This window comes from Aeromonas intestinalis, assembly GCF_054052485.1.
The window spans coordinates 262,851-280,319 of sequence record NZ_JBSTYK010000003.1 but is presented as its reverse complement, the minus strand read 5'-3'; the positions used below and the strand labels follow the sequence as shown (position 1 = coordinate 280,319).

14 protein-coding genes are annotated in these 17,469 nt (G+C 61.7%); 10 read left to right on the top strand and 4 right to left on the bottom strand.

Annotated features, from left to right (window positions below; all coding sequences use genetic code 11):
• The first annotated feature begins 281 nt into the window (after positions 1–281).
• The 3 genes from ACW5W7_RS05625 to ACW5W7_RS05615 all read left to right on the top strand — a co-directional run bounded on the left by ACW5W7_RS05625 (position 282) and on the right by ACW5W7_RS05615 (position 3,810).
• Entirely contained in the window at positions 282–2,327 is a 2,046-nt protein-coding gene (locus ACW5W7_RS05625; RefSeq protein WP_456501052.1) for an EAL domain-containing protein, read from the top strand.
• Positions 2,328–2,441: 114 nt separating this feature from the next.
• Positions 2,442–2,639: a hypothetical protein gene (locus ACW5W7_RS05620; protein ID WP_456501051.1), complete on the top strand. Its 198-nt coding sequence runs from the start codon at positions 2,442–2,444 to the stop codon at positions 2,637–2,639.
• 349 nt (positions 2,640–2,988) lie between these two features.
• Positions 2,989–3,810: a MetQ/NlpA family ABC transporter substrate-binding protein gene (locus tag ACW5W7_RS05615; RefSeq protein WP_456501050.1), complete on the top strand. Its 822-nt coding sequence runs from the start codon at positions 2,989–2,991 to the stop codon at positions 3,808–3,810.
• A gap of 76 nt (positions 3,811–3,886) precedes the next feature.
• Here the strand turns inward: ACW5W7_RS05615 and ACW5W7_RS05610 are convergent, their stop codons facing one another.
• Entirely contained in the window at positions 3,887–4,609 is a 723-nt protein-coding gene (locus ACW5W7_RS05610; protein ID WP_456501110.1) for a phosphatase PAP2 family protein, read from the bottom strand.
• A gap of 300 nt (positions 4,610–4,909) precedes the next feature.
• Between ACW5W7_RS05610 and ACW5W7_RS05605 the strand changes: the two genes are divergently transcribed.
• From ACW5W7_RS05605 to dedD, 7 genes are all read left to right on the top strand, one after another.
• The gene (locus ACW5W7_RS05605; RefSeq protein WP_456501049.1) at positions 4,910–6,040 is read left to right on the top strand and encodes a 4-phosphoerythronate dehydrogenase; all 1,131 of its coding nucleotides are present in this window, start codon (positions 4,910–4,912) and stop codon (positions 6,038–6,040) included.
• Positions 6,041–6,185: 145 nt separating this feature from the next.
• Positions 6,186–7,202 (top strand): aspartate-semialdehyde dehydrogenase, encoded by a 1,017-nt coding sequence (locus ACW5W7_RS05600; protein WP_438548558.1) that lies wholly within the window; start codon positions 6,186–6,188, stop codon positions 7,200–7,202.
• A 284-nt stretch (positions 7,203–7,486) separates the two neighbouring features.
• On the top strand, positions 7,487–9,619 hold the full coding sequence (locus ACW5W7_RS05595) for a FimV/HubP family polar landmark protein (protein WP_456501048.1): 2,133 nt from the start codon (positions 7,487–7,489) through the stop codon (positions 9,617–9,619).
• A 207-nt stretch (positions 9,620–9,826) separates the two neighbouring features.
• A complete protein-coding gene (truA, locus tag ACW5W7_RS05590) occupies positions 9,827–10,636 on the top strand; it encodes a tRNA pseudouridine(38-40) synthase TruA (RefSeq protein WP_349918300.1) in 810 nt (269 codons plus the stop codon).
• A 119-nt stretch (positions 10,637–10,755) separates the two neighbouring features.
• On the top strand, positions 10,756–11,619 hold the full coding sequence (gene accD / locus ACW5W7_RS05585; RefSeq protein WP_349918298.1) for an acetyl-CoA carboxylase, carboxyltransferase subunit beta: 864 nt from the start codon (positions 10,756–10,758) through the stop codon (positions 11,617–11,619).
• A gap of 13 nt (positions 11,620–11,632) precedes the next feature.
• Positions 11,633–12,886, top strand: coding sequence for a bifunctional tetrahydrofolate synthase/dihydrofolate synthase (gene folC / locus ACW5W7_RS05580; RefSeq protein ID WP_456501047.1), 1,254 nt, complete (start codon positions 11,633–11,635; stop codon positions 12,884–12,886).
• 153 nt (positions 12,887–13,039) lie between these two features.
• Entirely contained in the window at positions 13,040–13,804 is a 765-nt protein-coding gene (gene dedD / locus ACW5W7_RS05575; RefSeq protein WP_456501046.1) for a cell division protein DedD, read from the top strand.
• 51 nt (positions 13,805–13,855) lie between these two features.
• Here dedD and ACW5W7_RS05570 read toward each other — a convergent pair whose 3' ends face one another.
• The 3 genes from ACW5W7_RS05570 to ACW5W7_RS05560 all read right to left on the bottom strand — a co-directional run bounded on the left by ACW5W7_RS05570 (position 13,856) and on the right by ACW5W7_RS05560 (position 17,314).
• Complete coding sequence (locus tag ACW5W7_RS05570) at positions 13,856–14,200, bottom strand: TusE/DsrC/DsvC family sulfur relay protein (RefSeq protein WP_349918295.1); 345 nt, start codon at positions 14,198–14,200, stop codon at positions 13,856–13,858.
• A gap of 24 nt (positions 14,201–14,224) precedes the next feature.
• On the bottom strand, positions 14,225–16,390 hold the full coding sequence (gene yccS, locus ACW5W7_RS05565) for a YccS family putative transporter (RefSeq protein ID WP_456501045.1): 2,166 nt from the start codon (positions 16,388–16,390) through the stop codon (positions 14,225–14,227).
• A gap of 267 nt (positions 16,391–16,657) precedes the next feature.
• Complete coding sequence (locus tag ACW5W7_RS05560; RefSeq protein ID WP_349918291.1) at positions 16,658–17,314, bottom strand: Bax inhibitor-1/YccA family protein; 657 nt, start codon at positions 17,312–17,314, stop codon at positions 16,658–16,660.
• Positions 17,315–17,469: the final 155 nt, after the last annotated feature.

Here is a 17,469-nt window from a genome sequence, read left to right as displayed (position 1 = left end):
ACCCGAAATCAAACGGGTGAATTAAATTTAAATAATCATTACTCATTATTATCAGCGTGGGCGTTTATGGCCTGCGTTTATGACAACTGTGTCCAGATTTCAGGTCAGGCAAGCCAGCCAGACATGGCTTGATGGCGTCCTGTCTACTGCGTGCCAGCGTATGTAGAACAGTGTTTTGCCCCGCCATGTGGAACATGAATTGTTTGACCGACATCAATATTTAAATAACCCGCCCAGACGAGAAAGTCGGGCGTATCAGCCACATAAATAGAAAGCCTCTTATGAAGACAACATTTTCATTACTGGATCTGCTGGCAGCCTGGAGAGAGAGGCTTTTTGCAAATCGATACCTGAATGCCATTATTGCCGCCGCCATAGCGGTAGTGCCATTGCAAATCATTCGCGGTCTCACGGTGGCAGCCTCTCTCATTTATCCAAATGCTGCGCTGGATAATATTCAAAAGGGGCTGGTTGTTGTTATTCCCGCGTTGATCAATGCCTTTATCTGTCTGCATTGGGCGGCGAAGAATCGGCTCTCATTTACTCATTCGCTCACAATCGGCGTCGGTACGCTATTGATCATGAGCTGTCTGATAAACAACACCGATGACCCTCTCAGGCATTTCACCATCCCCGTCACAGTGTTGTCAGCCCTGGCGAGCTGCCGTTTGTATGAGCTGATCAGTCGCGAGCTCAACAGCAGAACGAGCTGGGTCGAAAGCAGCTATCGCTTCCTCATCTCGATCTCCATCTATTTCACTATCGTCCTGATGGTGGGTGGGCTGGCAGGGGTTGCGGGGCGAAGCTTCTTTGCCTGGTTCGATGCGCTTCAACTGGCCGACATGGATCTCAGCCTCTCACCGACTTATGGCCATGGGCTCGTCCACCTGTTGAACTACACCCTGCCCTGGTTTTTCGGCCTGCACGGCAGCATCGTGTTTATCGGTGCCGAGCACTCGCTGAGCGTCATGACCCATGCCAATCTCGCGGCCTGGGCTGCGGGCAAGGCCGAGTTGAATATCCTCAGCCTCCAGTTTTTCGATGTCTGGTGCAACGTGGGCGGTACCGGCAACACCTTGAGCCTGGCGATTGCCGTGATGCTCAAGGGGGATCACCGCAGCCGCACGCTGCTGCCAGTCAGCCTGCCGCTGGCCATGCTCAATATCAATGAGCCCCTGATCTTCGGTCTGCCCATCGTGCTCAACCCGCTGATGCTCATACCCTTCATCCTGACTCCCGTGACGACTTATAGCCTGGCTTATCTCGCCACCAGTCTGGGCTGGATCCCCCATCTGTCGTCGACCGTTGGCTGGTCTGTGCCGGTAGTGCTGAACAGCTGGATTGCGAGCGGTCACTCCTATGCCGCCGTGCTGTTTCAACTGATGATGGTCGCACTCGGAGGGATCATCTACTACCCCTTCCTGACGGCTGGTCAGCACAAGGTCTCCACGCTCGGTTCGGTGGATAACAACAGCATCATTGCTCCGCTTGAAAACTTCTGCCCCGTCTCCAGGGACATGATGCCCAATTACAAGAACCTCGAGGAGGAGCAGGCCTGGCGAGATGCAAACAGCAGTATCGACAGGCTCAATGCAAGCGGTACCTTCGTCCTCTTCTTCCAGCCCCAGGTCTGCGTTCACAGCGGCAAGATCAAGGGGGCAGAAGCCTTGCTGCGTTTTCGCACCAATGGCGGAAACATACAGCCGCCGACCTTCCTCAAACACTATGAGCGCCTGGGTCTGATGAGCGAGGTCGACTTTTGGGTGATGCAGAGTACAGTCAATTACATTCACGACTCGCTGAGCGAGGCGAAGTCCCTGACCATTTCGGTCAATGTCTCTCCGCAAACGCTGGTCGACAAGCGGTTGTTCCTGGTGATTGACCGTATCCTGAACCGTCCCTTGCCCAAGGGGTGCAAGCTGGAGTTCGAGATCACCGAATCCCAAAAGGTGACGGATCATGAGAAGGTGACCCGGGTTCTGCATGAGCTGTCAAAACGCGGCATCAGGCTGGCGCTGGATGATTTCGGCTCCGGCTACTCGACCCTCAATTACCTGACCCGATATCCCCTCGACAAGATCAAACTTGATCGCTCACTGGTGCTGGGACTGGTGCGTCCCGAAGGGTTCAAGTTTTTGCGCCAGGTGGTCAAGCTCTGCGAGCTCAATCGCAGAGCCTTGTTGATTGAAGGGGTGGAAACCGAGGCGGAATTAAAACAAGTGGAAGCCGCTGGTATTTCTCTGTGTCAGGAATTCTTCTTCCACCGCCCCATGTCCGGAACGGATTTTTGTCAGCTGATTGTGCCGTCGCCCAGGGTCGTCGCATGAGGATGACGTATTACGTTATTGAAAGTGCTTTATATGTGGGTTAATGGCTGATTTTATTTTTTTAATTTCGCCATTTGTGGTTTTTTCAATTCATTGTTTCAGGTGAAAGTGGTTATGAAGAAAATAATGCTGTTGTTGTCGGTGACTGTCCTGATGGCCGGTTGTTCCAGCCCTGCCCAGCGCATGGCAGATTGCCAGGCCCAGGGGATCAGCAAGGACGCCTGTTATATGGCGGAGCAAAATCGCCAGGCCGCCATCACGAACGCTGCCGAGAAGCAGGCGATGGAGAACGCCAGCAAGGCGGTCAAATAACCGCGCAAGACAAGCCGTCATGCCGTTTCCAGGCCCCGCACTCCATGAGTGCGGGGCTTTTCATTTACAGGTAGGCCACGATGGACAGTTTCGCTGCCGATAGGGAGGGCAAACAGCACCACAGTGTCTCTTGCCATCTATTTTCCTGACCCATGCCCAAGAGAAGGGATAGGCTTCTCCATCATTCGGGCAAGCTCATCCGGTTTTGTTGCTTGGCGAAGGAGAAAAGCTCTGCTATGGTGATTTCACTTAGCCATTTGGATGGCTAGATGGTTGTGGTGGTTTGCCTTCAGCGGCGATTTACCCAGCCTGGCCACCGTTTCGATGATTATTTTGACAGGGAGTCCCCATGCAGCGTCGTTCCTTCTTCACCCTTTCCGCCCTTGCGCTGCTCGCCAGCACTCTGCCGTTGTCCGCCTTTGCCATCGATGAGGCGAAGAAGGAGATCGTCATCGGCACCACGGTCGGGGACTTTGCCGACATGGTGACCGATTCCATCAAGCCGCAGCTCGAAGCCAAGGGCTACAAGGTGAAACTGGTGGAGTTCACCGACTACGTGACCCCCAACATCGCCTTGGCAGACGGTTCCCTCGATGTGAACTGCTTCCAGCACAAGCCCTATCTGGAGAGCTTCGCCAAGGACAGGGGCCTGTCGCTTAGCCCCATCACCCAGGTACCGACCGGTCCCATGGGGCTCTATTCCGGCAAGAAGGGCAAGCTCGCCGAGGTGGGCGAGGGTAGCACGGTGGCCATCCCGAATGACCCTACCAACCAGGCGCGGGCCCTGCTGATGCTGCAGGATCTCGGTTGGCTGACCTTGAAAGAAGGCATCAATCCCCTCAAGGCGAGCGAGTTCGACGTGGTGAAGAACCCCCACGAGATCAAGCTGGTACTGCTGGAGGCGGCGCAGCTGCCCCGCTCCCGGGAAGACGTGGATTTCTCCGTCATCAACGGCAACTTCGCCGCCTCCAGCGGCATTCCGTTCAGCGAGGGGCTCTTCCTCGAGCGCAGCTACGACTTCATCAACTGGGTGGTGGTGAAGAGCGCCGATGCGGGCAAGCCGTTTACCAAGGACGTGATCGACGCCTACAACTCCCCGGCGTTCAAGACCTATGCGGAGCAGCGCTTCAAGGGTTACAAATACCCGGAAGGCTGGCAGAGCAAGGGCTGATAGCCCGCACTGTGGATAAGAAAACGGGCACCCTGGGGTGCCCGTTTTCATTGGTGCGCGGCGTTCAGTTCGCTTGTCAGTAGCGATGCAGCCACCAGCGGGCCCCCAGCAGGGCGGTGAGGCTGCCGAGCAGGGCGCTGGCCAGCACATCCAGCGGCCAGTGCATGCCGATCAGGGTGCGCGACAGGCCGATGGCCACCGCCCAGAGGGGCAGCAACCAGACGCCGGCCGGAGCCCGCGCCAGCCAGATCAGGCCGAAGAACTGGGCGAGGCTGATGGCGGCGATGCTGTGGCCTGAGGGGAAGGCGTAGTTCACCCCCCCCTGCCAGTGGTTGCCGAGCCAGGCGGGCAGCGCCAGCAACTGGCTGGCGGCGTGGACCTGTTCGGTGCGAAGGGCGCTGCTGCCCTCGTAGAACTGGTGGATGTCGGGGATGAGGTGCTGACCCGCCAGCCAGAGCAGATAAGGGCGTGGCTCCTCGGTGAGCTGTTTGATGAGGCTCTTGATGAGCCAGTCTCCTGCCAGCACGGCGAACAGGGCGGCGCACAGGGCCAAGAGGGCGGGCAGGCTTAGCGTCAGCTTGTGTCGGGTCAGCAGCACCAGCCCCAGTATGCTGATGGCGAGGCCAGGGACGTCCACCATGCGGGAGAGGGCATAGGGCCACCAGAGCCAGGCGGACTGCAGGGCATCGCTCAGGAAGGGATGCCAGGGCAGGCAGGCCAGCAGCGTCAGTGGCAGGATCAGGGCGGCGCTGAATATCAATACCTGATTGCGCGGTAGCGAAGAGGAGGATGTCGGCATCATCGGGCTCATATGGGGGGCGGCTTGGCAGCCACCGGAAAAGAGGCGTCATTGTGCCAGCCAGACCCCCGAGGTCAAGGCGTCAGGGCCGGTCAACAACATGCGGTTACAATTGCGTGGCGCAGGTTGCGTTCCCGAAAGTGAATGCGGGCCTGGAGTCTGGGGATGAGCCAGGCGGTGGACGGAGAAGGGGCCACGGTGGCGGGCGAGCCTGAATAAGCCTCTGAAACTCGGGGCGCTTTGCGCTAGAATGGCGCCCCTGTGGCCGGTCGTGGGCCATCGTGCTCATAAGAGAAACTGATGAAAATCGTTGTTGATGAAAATATGCCCCATGCAAGGGAGCTGTTTGCGGAGTTTGGCGAGGTGATCCCCCTGCCCGGACGACAGATCTCGGCGGCGGATCTGCAGGATGCGGACGTGCTGCTGGTGCGCTCTGTGACCCGGGTGGATGCCGCCTTGCTCGCCAATTGCCCCAGACTCGGCTTCGTCGGCACCGCCACCATAGGTCGGGATCACGTGGACAGCGCCCTGCTGGCCGCCAGGGGCATTCCCTTCTTCAGCGCCCCCGGCTGCAACAAGTACTCGGTGGGGGACTATGTGATCTCCGCCCTGCTGGTGCTGACGGAGCGCCATGAGCTGAATTTGAGCGGGATGAGCCTCGCCGTCATCGGCGCCGGCAACACCGGCGAGTGCGTGGCGGGCAAGGCCGAGGTGCTCGGCATGCGAGTGCTGCGCTGCGATCCTCCCCGTGCTCGCGCAGCCAGTGCGGACGAGGCGGCCCATTTCGTCGACTACCAGACGGCCCTGGGGGCCGACATCGTCAGCTTCCACGTGCCCATCACCCACAGTGGCCCGGACGCTACCTTCCACCTGCTGGGGGAGAAGGAGATCGCGACCCTGCCTGCGGGCAAGTTCCTCATCAACGCCGCCCGTGGCGAGGTGTGGGACAACCAGGCCCTGCTCGCCCGCCAGCAAAGCGACAAGCCGCTGCGGCTGGTGATGGACGTGTGGGAAGGGGAGCCCCATCCGCTCGCCGCCCTGGTGCCCCATACCGAGATCGCGACCCCGCATATCGCGGGTTACAGCCTGGAGGGCAAGGCCCGCGGCACCTGGATGCTCTATCAGGCGCTCTGCCAGCAACTGGGGCGCGTGCCACGCCAGGATCTGCAAGCCTTGCTGCCCGCCCCCGAGGTGCGTGAACTGACGCCCGGTGTGGCGACGGATCAGGCCTTGATCAAGCAGCTGGTTCACCTCATCTATGACGTGCGCCGGGACGATGCCCGTTTTCGCAATCGCCTCCACCAGGCCGGCAGCTTCGATGAGCAGCGCAAGCAATACCCGGAGCGGCGGGAGTTCTCGTCCCTGCGCCTCAAGGGGCCCTTCGCCGGCGAGGCCCTGGCCCGCCTCGGTTTCGTCATCCAGCCCGACTAGTTCGGGCGTCATGAATACATGCGGGCGGGCCTCTTTGCGGGGCCCGCCCTCGCTGGGTTCGGCGCCATGCCAAACTCGTTATCGGGCAGACCCGTCTGCCACAGGGTGATGCCAGCGCGTCACCGGACCATTTAGAGGAGAGAACATGAGTCAGCAATTCAACGTAGCGGTATTGGGCGCGAGCGGCGCCGTGGGTGAAGCCATGATCGAGATCCTGGAGGAGCGCGCCTTCCCGGTGGCGACCCTCTACCCGCTGGCCTCCAGCCGCAGCGCCGGCGATACCGTGCGCTTCGGTGGCAAGAACGTTGAGATCCTGGACGTGGAGGCGTTTGACTGGAGCCAGGTGCAGATAGCGCTCTTCTCCGCCGGTGCCGAGGTCTCCGCCAAGTGGGCACCGATCGCCGCCGAGCACGGCTGCATCGTCATCGACAACACCTCCTGCTTCCGTTACGACGAAGAGATCCCCCTGGTGATCCCCGAGGTGAACCCGGATGCCTTGGCAGATTTTCGCAACCGCAACATCATCGCCAACCCGAACTGCTCCACCATACAGATGCTGGTGGCCCTGAAGCCCCTGCAAGATGAGGTGGGGATCGCCCGCATCAACGTGGCGACCTACCAGTCCGTCTCCGGCTCCGGCAAGGAGGGGGTGAGCGAGCTGGCGGGCCAGACCGCCCACCTGCTCAACGGCCGCCCGGTGGAGCCCAGCCTCTACCCCCAGCAGATCGCCTTCAACCTGATCCCGCAGATCGACGCCTTCACCGACAACGGCTACACCCGGGAAGAGATGAAGATGGTGTGGGAGACCCAGAAGATCCTGGGGGATGCCAGCATCGCCGTGAACCCCACCTGCGTGCGGGTGCCCGTCTTCTATGGCCACGCCGAGGCGGTCCACGTCGAACTGCACCAGCCCCTGGACGCCGAGCAGGTCAAGGATCTGCTGCGCAACGCGCCGGGCGTGACCCTGTTCGATGATGACGCCGACTACCCGACCCCGGTGCGCGACGCCACCGGCAAGGATGAGGTGCTGGTGGGCCGGGTGCGCCAGGATATTTCTCATCCCAGCGGTATCAATATGTGGATCGTGGCCGATAACGTTCGTAAGGGGGCGGCGACCAACAGCGTGCAGATTGCCGAACTGCTGGTGCGCGACTACCTCTGAGCCCCTGAATGACCTGGGGTGGGGAAGGCGTCTCACCCCGCGGGCCTGTCGGCATCTGGGCCCCGACCGGGGCTGACGGTGCCGACGAGAAATTTGATAATGTGGCGTGAGATCAGTGGATTAAGCTTTTTTCTAGCCGGATGCCAGTGCACTGGCACGAGTTGAGCGCTAAATGTGTCGGATCGCTGGCCTGAGGCCCGCGCCTGATTTATATTGAGCCGATTGTTTTGGGGTAACTATCCAGATTTTTCAATGTGATAGGGCCGTCATACGAAGGAACGAACATGGGACACTCCCGCATAACGCTGGCAACGCTACTGGCATTGGGTCTTCTGGGCACGGTTCAGGCCGACGAAGGGGGACGCGAGCCTTTCTTCGTCGAGCTCAAGGGCCCGGATGGTACGCCGCCCCCCGCGGTGCAACCACAGCCCCAGGCCCAGCCGGTCGCCCCCGTCACCTTGCCCAAGGTGCAGCCCATCGTCCGTCAGGTGCCGGGCACCCAGGCCGGCAGCTATGGCCCTGTCCGTTCCACCGATACCCTCTGGAGCCTGGCGAGCAAGCACAGACCCTCCAACCGGGTGACCGTCTACCAGACCATGGTGGCGATCTACGACAAGAATCCCCGCAGTTTCGCCGATGGCAACATCAACCACATCCTGGTGGGTTCCCGCATCCTGCTGCCCACGGCGGCCGAGGCAAACCGCATCACGGATGCCGAGGCCCGTCGCCGCTTCAACAGCGACAACGCCAGCTGGAAGGGGCTGAGCCCCAAATACCTGGCCAGCAAGCAGGCCGAGGCCGCCAGGCCTCAGACCAAGGTCGTCGCCGCGCCCGCCAAGGCACCGGTGGCCAAGGCCGCCCCCATTCCGGCGGCGCCCAAGGTGACGTCGCCGCAACCGGCGAGCGAGGTGACGGCGATTGCCAAGGCCGCCGAGCCCGTTGTTACGCCGGTGAGTGCGGCCGCCGCCACGGCGCCGGCCCCGCTGCCCGCCGATGTGGCGGCACCGGTCGGCAAGCCCTCCACCGAGATGGCGCTGGCGCTGGAAGATGCCAACGCCCAGCTCGGTCAGGTCACCGAGATGAACCACAGGCTCAAGCTGCGCCTGCAGTCCCTGACCGAAGAGGTGGAGACCCTCAAGGCCCAGCTGCAGGATCAGACCGCACTGCAAAAAGAGGTGGCCGAGCTCAAGGCCAAGCCGGTGCCCCCCGTGGTGGTCCCAGAACCCAAGCAGAACTGGGTGATGGAGCTGCTCGCTTCACCGCTGAACCTCGCCATGATCATCCTGCTGCCCGTGCTGCTGGTGCTGGCGCTGGTGACGCTCTGGCTGCGGGCCCGTGCCCGGCGCGAGCTGGAAGAGCAGGAGAAGAGCCTCTCCGAATCCACCTCCATGGTGATGGGGGACGAGAGCAGTGAGTTCGATCAGCTGATGACGGTGGGTATCGCCGATGACGAACCCATGCGCCCCATGCCGGATCTGAACGGTCCGGAGGCCGAGCGGGCGCTGGATGAAGGCCAGGGCAAGAATGATGTCATCTTCAGCGATGACGGTGAGCTGGCCCTCTCCGCTTTCGACGTTGAACCTGCGGTCACCACGGCGAATCGTGACCCGGATCTGGTACCCGAACTGGATCTGGCCCACGAGGGTGACTTCGACATGGAGTCCGAGCCGGATCTCGATCTCTCCCGGGAGTTCGATGCTCCCAAGCGGGCGGCCGATGAGGTCATGAGCGAAGAGGAGCTGCAAGCGGCGCTCTTTGCCGATCTGGATGCGGACCTCGACGCCGATGCGGCCACTGTGTCTGACGGGGCCCAGCGCAGCCGGGACGACGATCTGGCCAATTTCGACCTGAGCGATTTCGAGTCGGCCTTCGACGAGCCTGTCGATGACAAGGCGGCACCCAAGGATGCCGCAGCCTATGGCAAGAGCGACGTGGACGACATGCTGGCGGAGCTCGGTCTCGAGCCCGAGCCGAAGCCGGCCGCGAAGCCAATGCCGCAGGACGCCTGGGATCCCAACGAATTGGCCCTCGCCGATTTCGAGGATGCCTTCACCGAGGTGGAGCCCCACGCGGAGCAGCCACATGAGGTTAAGCCCCGCGAACAGGCTCAGGCGAACGACTTTGTGGAGATAGACAAGTTATTGGCGGAGGCCAATGCCAGCAACGCCGAGCAGGAGCCGTATCAGGGCTTCTCCCTGGATGTGGGGCTGGATGGTTTCCCCGAGGTATTGCCGGAGTCCACCGGTTTTGACGTGGATGCGGACGATGGCGGTGTGGGGGCCAAGCTGGATCTGGCCCGCGCCTACCTCGAGATCGACGACAAGGAGAGCGCCCGCGAGCTGCTGCAAGAGGCGGCGGCCCAGGGCAGCGAGCACCAGCGCAACGAGGCTGAAAAGCTGCTCAAACGGCTGGGATAAGCCCGACCATCGATTGCAAGGCAGCCTGCGGGCTGCCTTTTCGTTTCAGTAGCGGCCTGCTCGTCTGTCAAGGATGGGGCCGCCAAGGGGAGAGCGCCCGGCCGTGGGCACCCGCCCGCTTGAGGCCACAGGTTTGGGACTTTTGCCCCGAGCGGGTATAATCCGCCCCGTTTCTTTCATCCTTTCCCCACAAGACAAGTTTCATCCATGCGAATTGCCCTAGGTATTGAATATGACGGCAGCCGGTATTTCGGCTGGCAGCGTCAGCGAGAAGTGATCAGCGTCCAGGAAGAGCTTGAAAAAGCCATCAGCCGCATCGCCAACCATCCGGTCTCCATCCAGTGCGCCGGGCGGACCGACGCCGGGGTCCACGGCACCGGTCAGGTGATCCACTTCGATACCGAGTCCAATCGTGCCGAGTCCGCCTGGACGCTGGGCCTGAATTCCAATCTGCCGCCGGATATCGGGGTGCGCTGGGTCAAGGAGGTGGATGAAAACTTCCATGCCCGCTTCAGCGCCACCGCCCGCCGCTATCGCTACATCATCTACAACCACAACTACCGCCCGGCGATCCTGGGTAGCGGCGTCAGCCACTATCACGAGACCATCGATGCGGCGCTGATGCATCAGGCGGGCCAGAGCCTGCTCGGGGAGCATGACTTCAGTACCTTCCGGGCCATCGCCTGCCAGTCCAACACCCCCTGGCGCAACGTGACCCACCTGTGCGTCAGCCGCTCCGGCCCCTATATCGTGCTCGACATCAAGGCCAACGCCTTCCTGCACCACATGGTGCGCAACATCACCGGCTCCCTGTTGCTGGTGGGGCAGGGGCAGAAACCGGTGGAGTGGATTGCCGAGGTGCTGGCCCAGAAGGATCGCAACCTGGCCGGCCCCACCGCCAAGGCGGGGGGCCTCTATCTGGTGGACGTGGATTACCCGGCCGAGTTCGGCCTGCCGCAGTTGCCGCTCGGTCCGCTCTGGCTGCCGGACTCGGCACCGGGTACGACCAGTTTTTAGTAACTGGGCCCGAAAATTTGTGGTTTAATGACCCGTTATTTATTGCCATCGAGCCCTTAAGTCATTGAACAACCAAGGCCCGATGTGTTTTGTCAGGCACAAAAGCATTAAGGAATTCCATGAGCTGGCTTGAGAAGATCCTTCCCAAGAGCAAGATCACTACACCGCGTCGTCACAACATCCCGGAAGGGGTGTGGACCAAGTGCACGTCTTGCGAACAGGTACTCTACCGGGCAGAACTGGAGCGCAATCTCGAAGTGTGCCCCAAGTGCGATCATCATATGCGGATCAGTGCCCGCGCCCGTCTCGAGAGCTTCCTCGACGTAGAAGGCCGCAGCGAGGTTGCTGCCGAGCTGGAGCCGCAGGACATCTTGAAATTCAAGGATTCCAAGCGCTACAAGGATCGTTTGTCTGCCGCCCAGAAAGAGACGGGAGAAAAAGATGCGCTGGTGGTGATGAAAGGAACCCTCAAGGGGGTACCGGTCGTTGCCTGTTCGTTCGAGTTCTCCTTCATCGGTGGCTCCATGTCCTCCGTGGTCGGTGCCCGCTTCGTGCGCGCCGTCGAGGAGAGCATCAAGGAAGGTCGTGGCCTGGTCTGCTTCTCCACCTCCGGTGGGGCGCGCATGCAGGAGGCATTGTTCTCCCTGATGCAGATGGCCAAGACCAGTGCGGCGCTGGACCGACTCACCAAGGCCGGTCTGCCCTTCATCTCCGTGCTGACCGACCCCACCATGGGTGGCGTCTCCGCCAGTCTCGCCATGCTGGGTGACATCAACGTGGGCGAGCCCAAGGCGTTGATCGGCTTCGCTGGCCCGCGCGTCATCGAGCAGACCGTGCGCGAGAAGCTGCCGGAAGGCTTCCAGCGCTCCGAGTTCCTGCTGGAGAAGGGCGCCATCGATCTCATCATCGACCGGCGCGAGATGCGCGATCGCCTGGCTGGCCTGCTGGCCAAGCTGATGAACACTCACGTCATCGAAGAGTGAATCGAGCCGTAAGATGAGTTCACAGATGCAATCTTCCCAAAGCCGGTCGCTCAGCGACTGGCTTTCTTATTTGGAGCAGATCCACCCGGTCAATATCGACATGGGGCTGGATAGGGTCGGTGTCGTCGCGCGCCGCATGGGGCTCACCGAACTGCCGTTCAAGGTCGTGACGGTGGCGGGTACCAACGGCAAGGGTTCCTCCTGCGCCATGGCTGCCAGCATACTGATGGCGGCCGGTTACAAGGTCGGCGTCTACTCCTCGCCGCACCTGCTGCGTTTCACCGAGCGGGTGCGACTCGATGGTGCCGAGCTGCCCGACGAGGAGCACTGCGCGGCGTTTGCCGCCGTGGAGGCCGCCCGCGCCGAGATAGCGCTCACCTTCTTCGAGTTTGCGACCCTGGCCGGGCTCTGGCTGTTCCGCCGTGCCGCACCGGACGTGCTCCTGCTGGAAGTGGGGCTGGGCGGTCGGCTCGATGCCACCAATGTGGTGGAATCCGATGTGGCCATGATCACCTCCATCGCGCTGGATCACTGCGACTGGCTCGGGGATACCCGGGAGGCGGTGGCGGTGGAGAAGGCCGGCGTCTATCGCAAGGACAAGCCCGCCATCAGCGGCGAGCCCAACCCGCCCGCCACCATCGCCAGCGAAGCGCACCGTCTGGGGGCCTGTCTGCGCCAGGTCGGGGTGGATTTTCATGGGGATGAGCAGGGCGATCACTGGGATTACCATGGCCTGCACCACTGGCTCGGTTTGCCCAAGCCCGCCCTGCCGCTGATGAACGCGGTGACCGTGCTGGCGGCGCTCGAATCCCTCGGCTTGCCGTTGCCGGAGGCTGCCATTCGCCAGGGGCTGGCGGATGCGCGCCTCGCGGGGCGCATGCAGCGCCTGCAACAGGATCCCCTGGTCATCGTCGATGTGGCCCACAATCCCCATTCGGCGGCCTATCTTGCCAGCCAGCTGCGCCAGATCCCCTGCTCGGGGAAACGACGCGCCGTGGTCGGCATGCTCAAGGACAAAGACATGGCGGGCTCCCTGGCCGAGCTGACGGGGCTCATCGACGAGTGGTATCTCACGAGCCTCCATGGCCCCCGCGCCGCCTCCTCGGCCCAGTTGGCGGCCGCCCTGCATGAGCAGGGACCGGCCGCACAATTTGCGTCAGTGACCGAGGCTTATGGGGCCGCGCTGGCCGCATCGAGTCCTGATGATATGGTCATTGTGTTCGGCTCGTTTTACACTGTCGCCGAGGTGTTGGCGACGAAGGCCTGATGGGCTGGTCGCGAGCCTGGACTTTTGGCATCAGATGCCTAACAAGATCGCATGGGTAGCAGTTCATCTGGTCTCGATGCCACTGGGTGGTCAGTTATCACTGAGATTTTCAGAAATAGCAGTGCATTCTAAGTAACATGGGTGGGAATTAACTTGGCTTCTAAGTTTCAAAACAGATTGGTGGGGACCGTCATCCTGGTCGCCCTGGTGGTCATCTTTCTGCCGGATCTGATGGATGGCAACAAGCTGGAACAAAAGGACGAGGCCTTTGCCAATATCCCCCTGCGCCCCGAGCTGGAGCCCGCCAAGCCCGAGTTGCAGGTCTCGGCCGCCAGCACCCTGCCGGCGGAACATGCGGCGAGCCAGCAGCAGGCCGCTGCGGCCCAGCAGTGGCAGGTTGAGGAGATTGGCAATACCGTGACGCTGGCCGACAACGGCCAGCAGCCCGCAGCCCAGCCGGTACAGCAACCGGCCACGGCGCCGGTCGCCCAGCCCAAACCCGTGGTAGTGGCCCAGAAACCGGTGGAGCAACCCAAGCCCAAACCGGTTTCTCCCAAGCCGGTGGAGGTGAAAAAGCCCGAGCCGAGCAAACCGCAGGTTGGCCAGATCAAGACCATGGACGATCTCATCGCGAGCAAGATGACGACCGCCACGCCGGCACCGGCCGCCGCCCCGGCACAGGGCAGCTGGATCCTGCAGCTCGGCGCCTTCAAGAACGCAGACAGTGTCAATGCCCTGGTGAGCAAGCTGCGGGCCGCCGGCTACTCGGCCCAGACCTCGCCGAGAACGCCGGTACAGGGCCAGATCACCCGGGTCTTCATCGGGCCGGATGTCTCCAAGGCGAAGCTGCAGGGCATGCAGAGCAAGATAAGCCAGATGACGGGACTCGGTGGCTCTGTGGTGGCCTACAACCCCTGAGGCTGACCCCTTCGCCTGCAATAAAAAACCGCGCCTTGGCGCGGTTTTTTATTAGATGCATTTCACCGGTTTGGGCAGGCCGGCTATCTTGGTCGCCTGCTTGGCGGGCCCCTCCGGGAACAGCTTGTAGAGATAGCGGCTGTTGCCCTTTTCGGGGCCGTACTGCTTCTCCATCGCCTTGACCAGAGCGCGGATGGCGGGGGAGGTGTTGAACTCCAGATAAAACGCCCGCACGAAACGCACCACCTCCCAGTGAGGCTCCTCTAGCACTATGCCTTCCCGTTCGGCCAGCACCAGGGCCAGCGCCTCGCTCCATTGTTCGCTATGGCGCAGATAGCCCTTGGCATCGGTCTCGATGGTTTGGCCGTTGAATTCCAGCGGATGAGGCTCAGACATAAGGGGCTCCTCGCAAAGGGGTGATCAGGATTGGGCGGGCATGGTAGCGCCTTGCCTCTGTGTGAGCAACCGGCTCTGGTTGGCCAAATCCAGCAGCTCGTCCGCCAGCTCGCTGATGAGGCTGAGCTGCTGGGTCAGCATCAGCTGCTCCTCGCTGCTGTCCGGGGAGAGTTCCGGGCACTGCCCCTCGAGCCTCGACGGGATCTCGCCGCCCAGATGGCCGGCGGCCTGCTCCAGGGTGTGGCTGATGTGGCGGCCGATCTCGTCGAGCCCGTCCAAGGCCTCCAGCTTGTCGCGATGGGCACCGAGGGCCGAGATGTAGGAGAGCAGGGCATGGTTGCGCCAGGTAAGGGTGAAGCAGAGATCGAGGAAGCGGCGGCGCTTGCTCGGCTCCACCAGCATGCTCTGCCAGGCCATGGCCAGCTCGCTGTCGGCGAGGTGAGCGCATTTGCGGGCAACCCGGTAGTCGAGGGATTCGTCCCGCTGACGGTGCAGGCTGGTAAGTACCGCCGACAGGTAGCGGGCATTGGCGGACAGGGAGTTGGCGATGAGGCTTGGCAGCCGCTTGTATTGCCAGTCCGGCCAGAGCCAGGCCACCAGGGCGTAGGAGAGCAAACAGCCGAGCAGGGTGTCGAGCAGGCGTGGCCCCAGGATGACGAAGCCGATGCCGTCCAGCAGGTTGAACGCCATCAGCACATAGAGGGTGATGAAGCAGACCGCGGCGCTGTAGTTGCTGCGCACCTGGGTGAAGAACAGGAAGGCGGCCAGCCCCATGATGCCGAGTTGCAGGTGCAGTTCGGGGAAGAGCCAGAGCACGGGTACCCCGATGAGGATGCCGGCGAAGGTGCCGAGCATGCGCTGCACCAGCCGGCGGCGGGTGGCGCTGTAACTCGGCTGGCAGACAAACAAGACGGTCAGCAGGATCCAGTAGCCCTTGTCGAGCTGGAAGGCCTGCAGGATGCCATAGCCTACCACCAGGCCGAGCGACAGGCGCAAGGCGTGGCGAAACACCATGGAATTCGGGGTCAGGTGCTGCCTGAGCATGGCCAGCAGCGGCAGGGGCGCCGGGTTGGCGAGGACGGGCAGATCCGCGGGGGGCAGGGCCGGGTTTTGCAGATCCTCGGCATTGGTCAGCAGTTGGTTGATGCTGGCGAGGTTGCGGCGCAAAAACTTCATCGGCGTCAGCAAGGTCTTGGGATAGTGCTGCTTGAGATGGGTGAACTCCAGCTGATCGCCGAGGGCCTCGAGGGTCCAGTGGATGCGCTTGTGGTGGACATAGGGCTTGTGCACCAGGATGGCGTAGCCGAGCTGCTGGCACGCCTCGGAGAGTTGCAGAAACACCTCCTGAAAGCCGTCCAGCACTATGCCTTGCTTGAGCTCGGCTTCGAGTCGGCTGTAGGGGTAGTGGCTGGAGGTGGCGCGCTCCTGAATTTCCAGCGCCAGCAGATAGAGGCGCAGCAGGCTGGCGAGCTCGGGGGCGACCTGATGACGGTGGCCGGAGCGGGCGTTCAGCCGCGCATTGAGGGCCGTCTTGGTCAGGTTCAGGGCATTGACCAGGTTGATGTTGAGCTGGGCCAGGTTGTGGCGAATGGCCTGGGCGCCGTGTTCGTCCGCCGGGAAGAAGCGGGATTTCTCCAGCAGATAGCGGGCGAGGGCGAAGTAGCTCTGGGCAAGCTGTTCGTGCAGGGTCTTGTAGGGCAGCAGCCAGAGCCAGAGCAGCGACACCAGCCCGTACCAGAGGGCGCCGGCACCGAGCGCCAGGGGTTGATAGAAGAGATCCGGCGCCTTGGCGGCCCCCAGCATGGTGTAGATGGCAATCAGCAGCGAGCCGAAGCTGATGGTGGCATAGCGCTGGCCAAGCGCCCCCACCATCACGAAGATAAAGGTCGAGCCGGCCAGCCCGATGGCAAACAGCCAGGGGGTGGGGAAGAGATATTGCACGCACAGGGAGGCGAACAGGAAGCAGACCAACGTCATGGCGAGGTTTTTCACCCGGCCCCAGAGGCTGTCGTCGGTTTCGGCGATGGCACCGGCCACCACCCCGAGGGAGAGCAACACGGTGAGCTGGATGTCCCCCTGTACCAGGGCGAAGGCGAGCAGCCCCAGGATGGCCAGCAGCACCTTGAGGGCGAAGTAGATATGGCTGTCAGACAGCAGGCGGCGCAACAGGCCAGCGAGATCAATGGGCATGGGGAAGGTCGTCCTTGAGCGCCGTGTTATCGACAGGGTGAGCAAGCAATGAGTGGTGCGCCAGACTGGCAAAATCCATGGACATGGGACAGGTGCAACCCTTGAGCGAATCGAAAGCGAGAGAATAGCCGCTCGGCCACAAAAGAGCCCTGATCCAAATCAGGGCCGGGTTCTTCATGCGGCTCGGTCTCTTTGCCTTCACCCTAACAGGGGAGGCAGACAATAAAAACCCCGCCGAAGCGGGGTTTTCTGTATCAGGGGACCTGATTAGTTGCGGTTGCCGCCGAGCAGGCTCAGCAGGCTCAGGAAGATGTTGTAGATGGACACGTACAGAGTCACGGTCGCGGAGATGTAGTTGGTCTCGCCGCCACGCACGATCTGCTGGGTCGTCAGCAGGATGGCGCCGGAGGAGAACAGCATGAACATGGCGGACAGGGCCAGGCTCAGGGCACTCATCTGCAGGAAGATGTTGGCGATCATCGCCACCAGCAGCACCCAGAAACCGACGAACAGCATGCCGCCGATGAAGGAGAGATCCCGCTTGGTGGTCAGGGCATAGGCCGACAGACCGAAGAAGGTCAGCGCGGTGCCACCGAGGGCGGTCATCACGATCTCGCCGCCACCGTTGTTCATGTACATGTTGATGATGGGGCCCAGGCTATAGCCCATCAGCCCGGTCAGGGCGAAGGTGAACACCAGCCCCATGCCGTTGTCGCGGTTCTTCTGGGTCAGGAACATCAGACCATAGACACCGACGAGGAAGATGGCCCAGTGCAGGGGCGGCATGTTCATCACGGTGGCAATCCCGGCCACCACGGCAGAGAAGCCAAGAGTGAGGGATAGCAGCATATAGGTATTGCGCAGCACCTTGTTGGTATCGCGCACGGCACCCTGGGTGCCAGTGTAGATAGAACGGGTATCCATCTTGATGTCCTCTTGATTTCCGGGTTGAGGCGGAGAATTCCGCTTCGTTAACGCATTGTATGCACTGAATGTGTGGATGACGAGCCCTGATTTCAAGTGGCCCGCCAGCCTCGTTCTCCCCACTATCCCAGAGTAAATATGTATTGCATATGAAC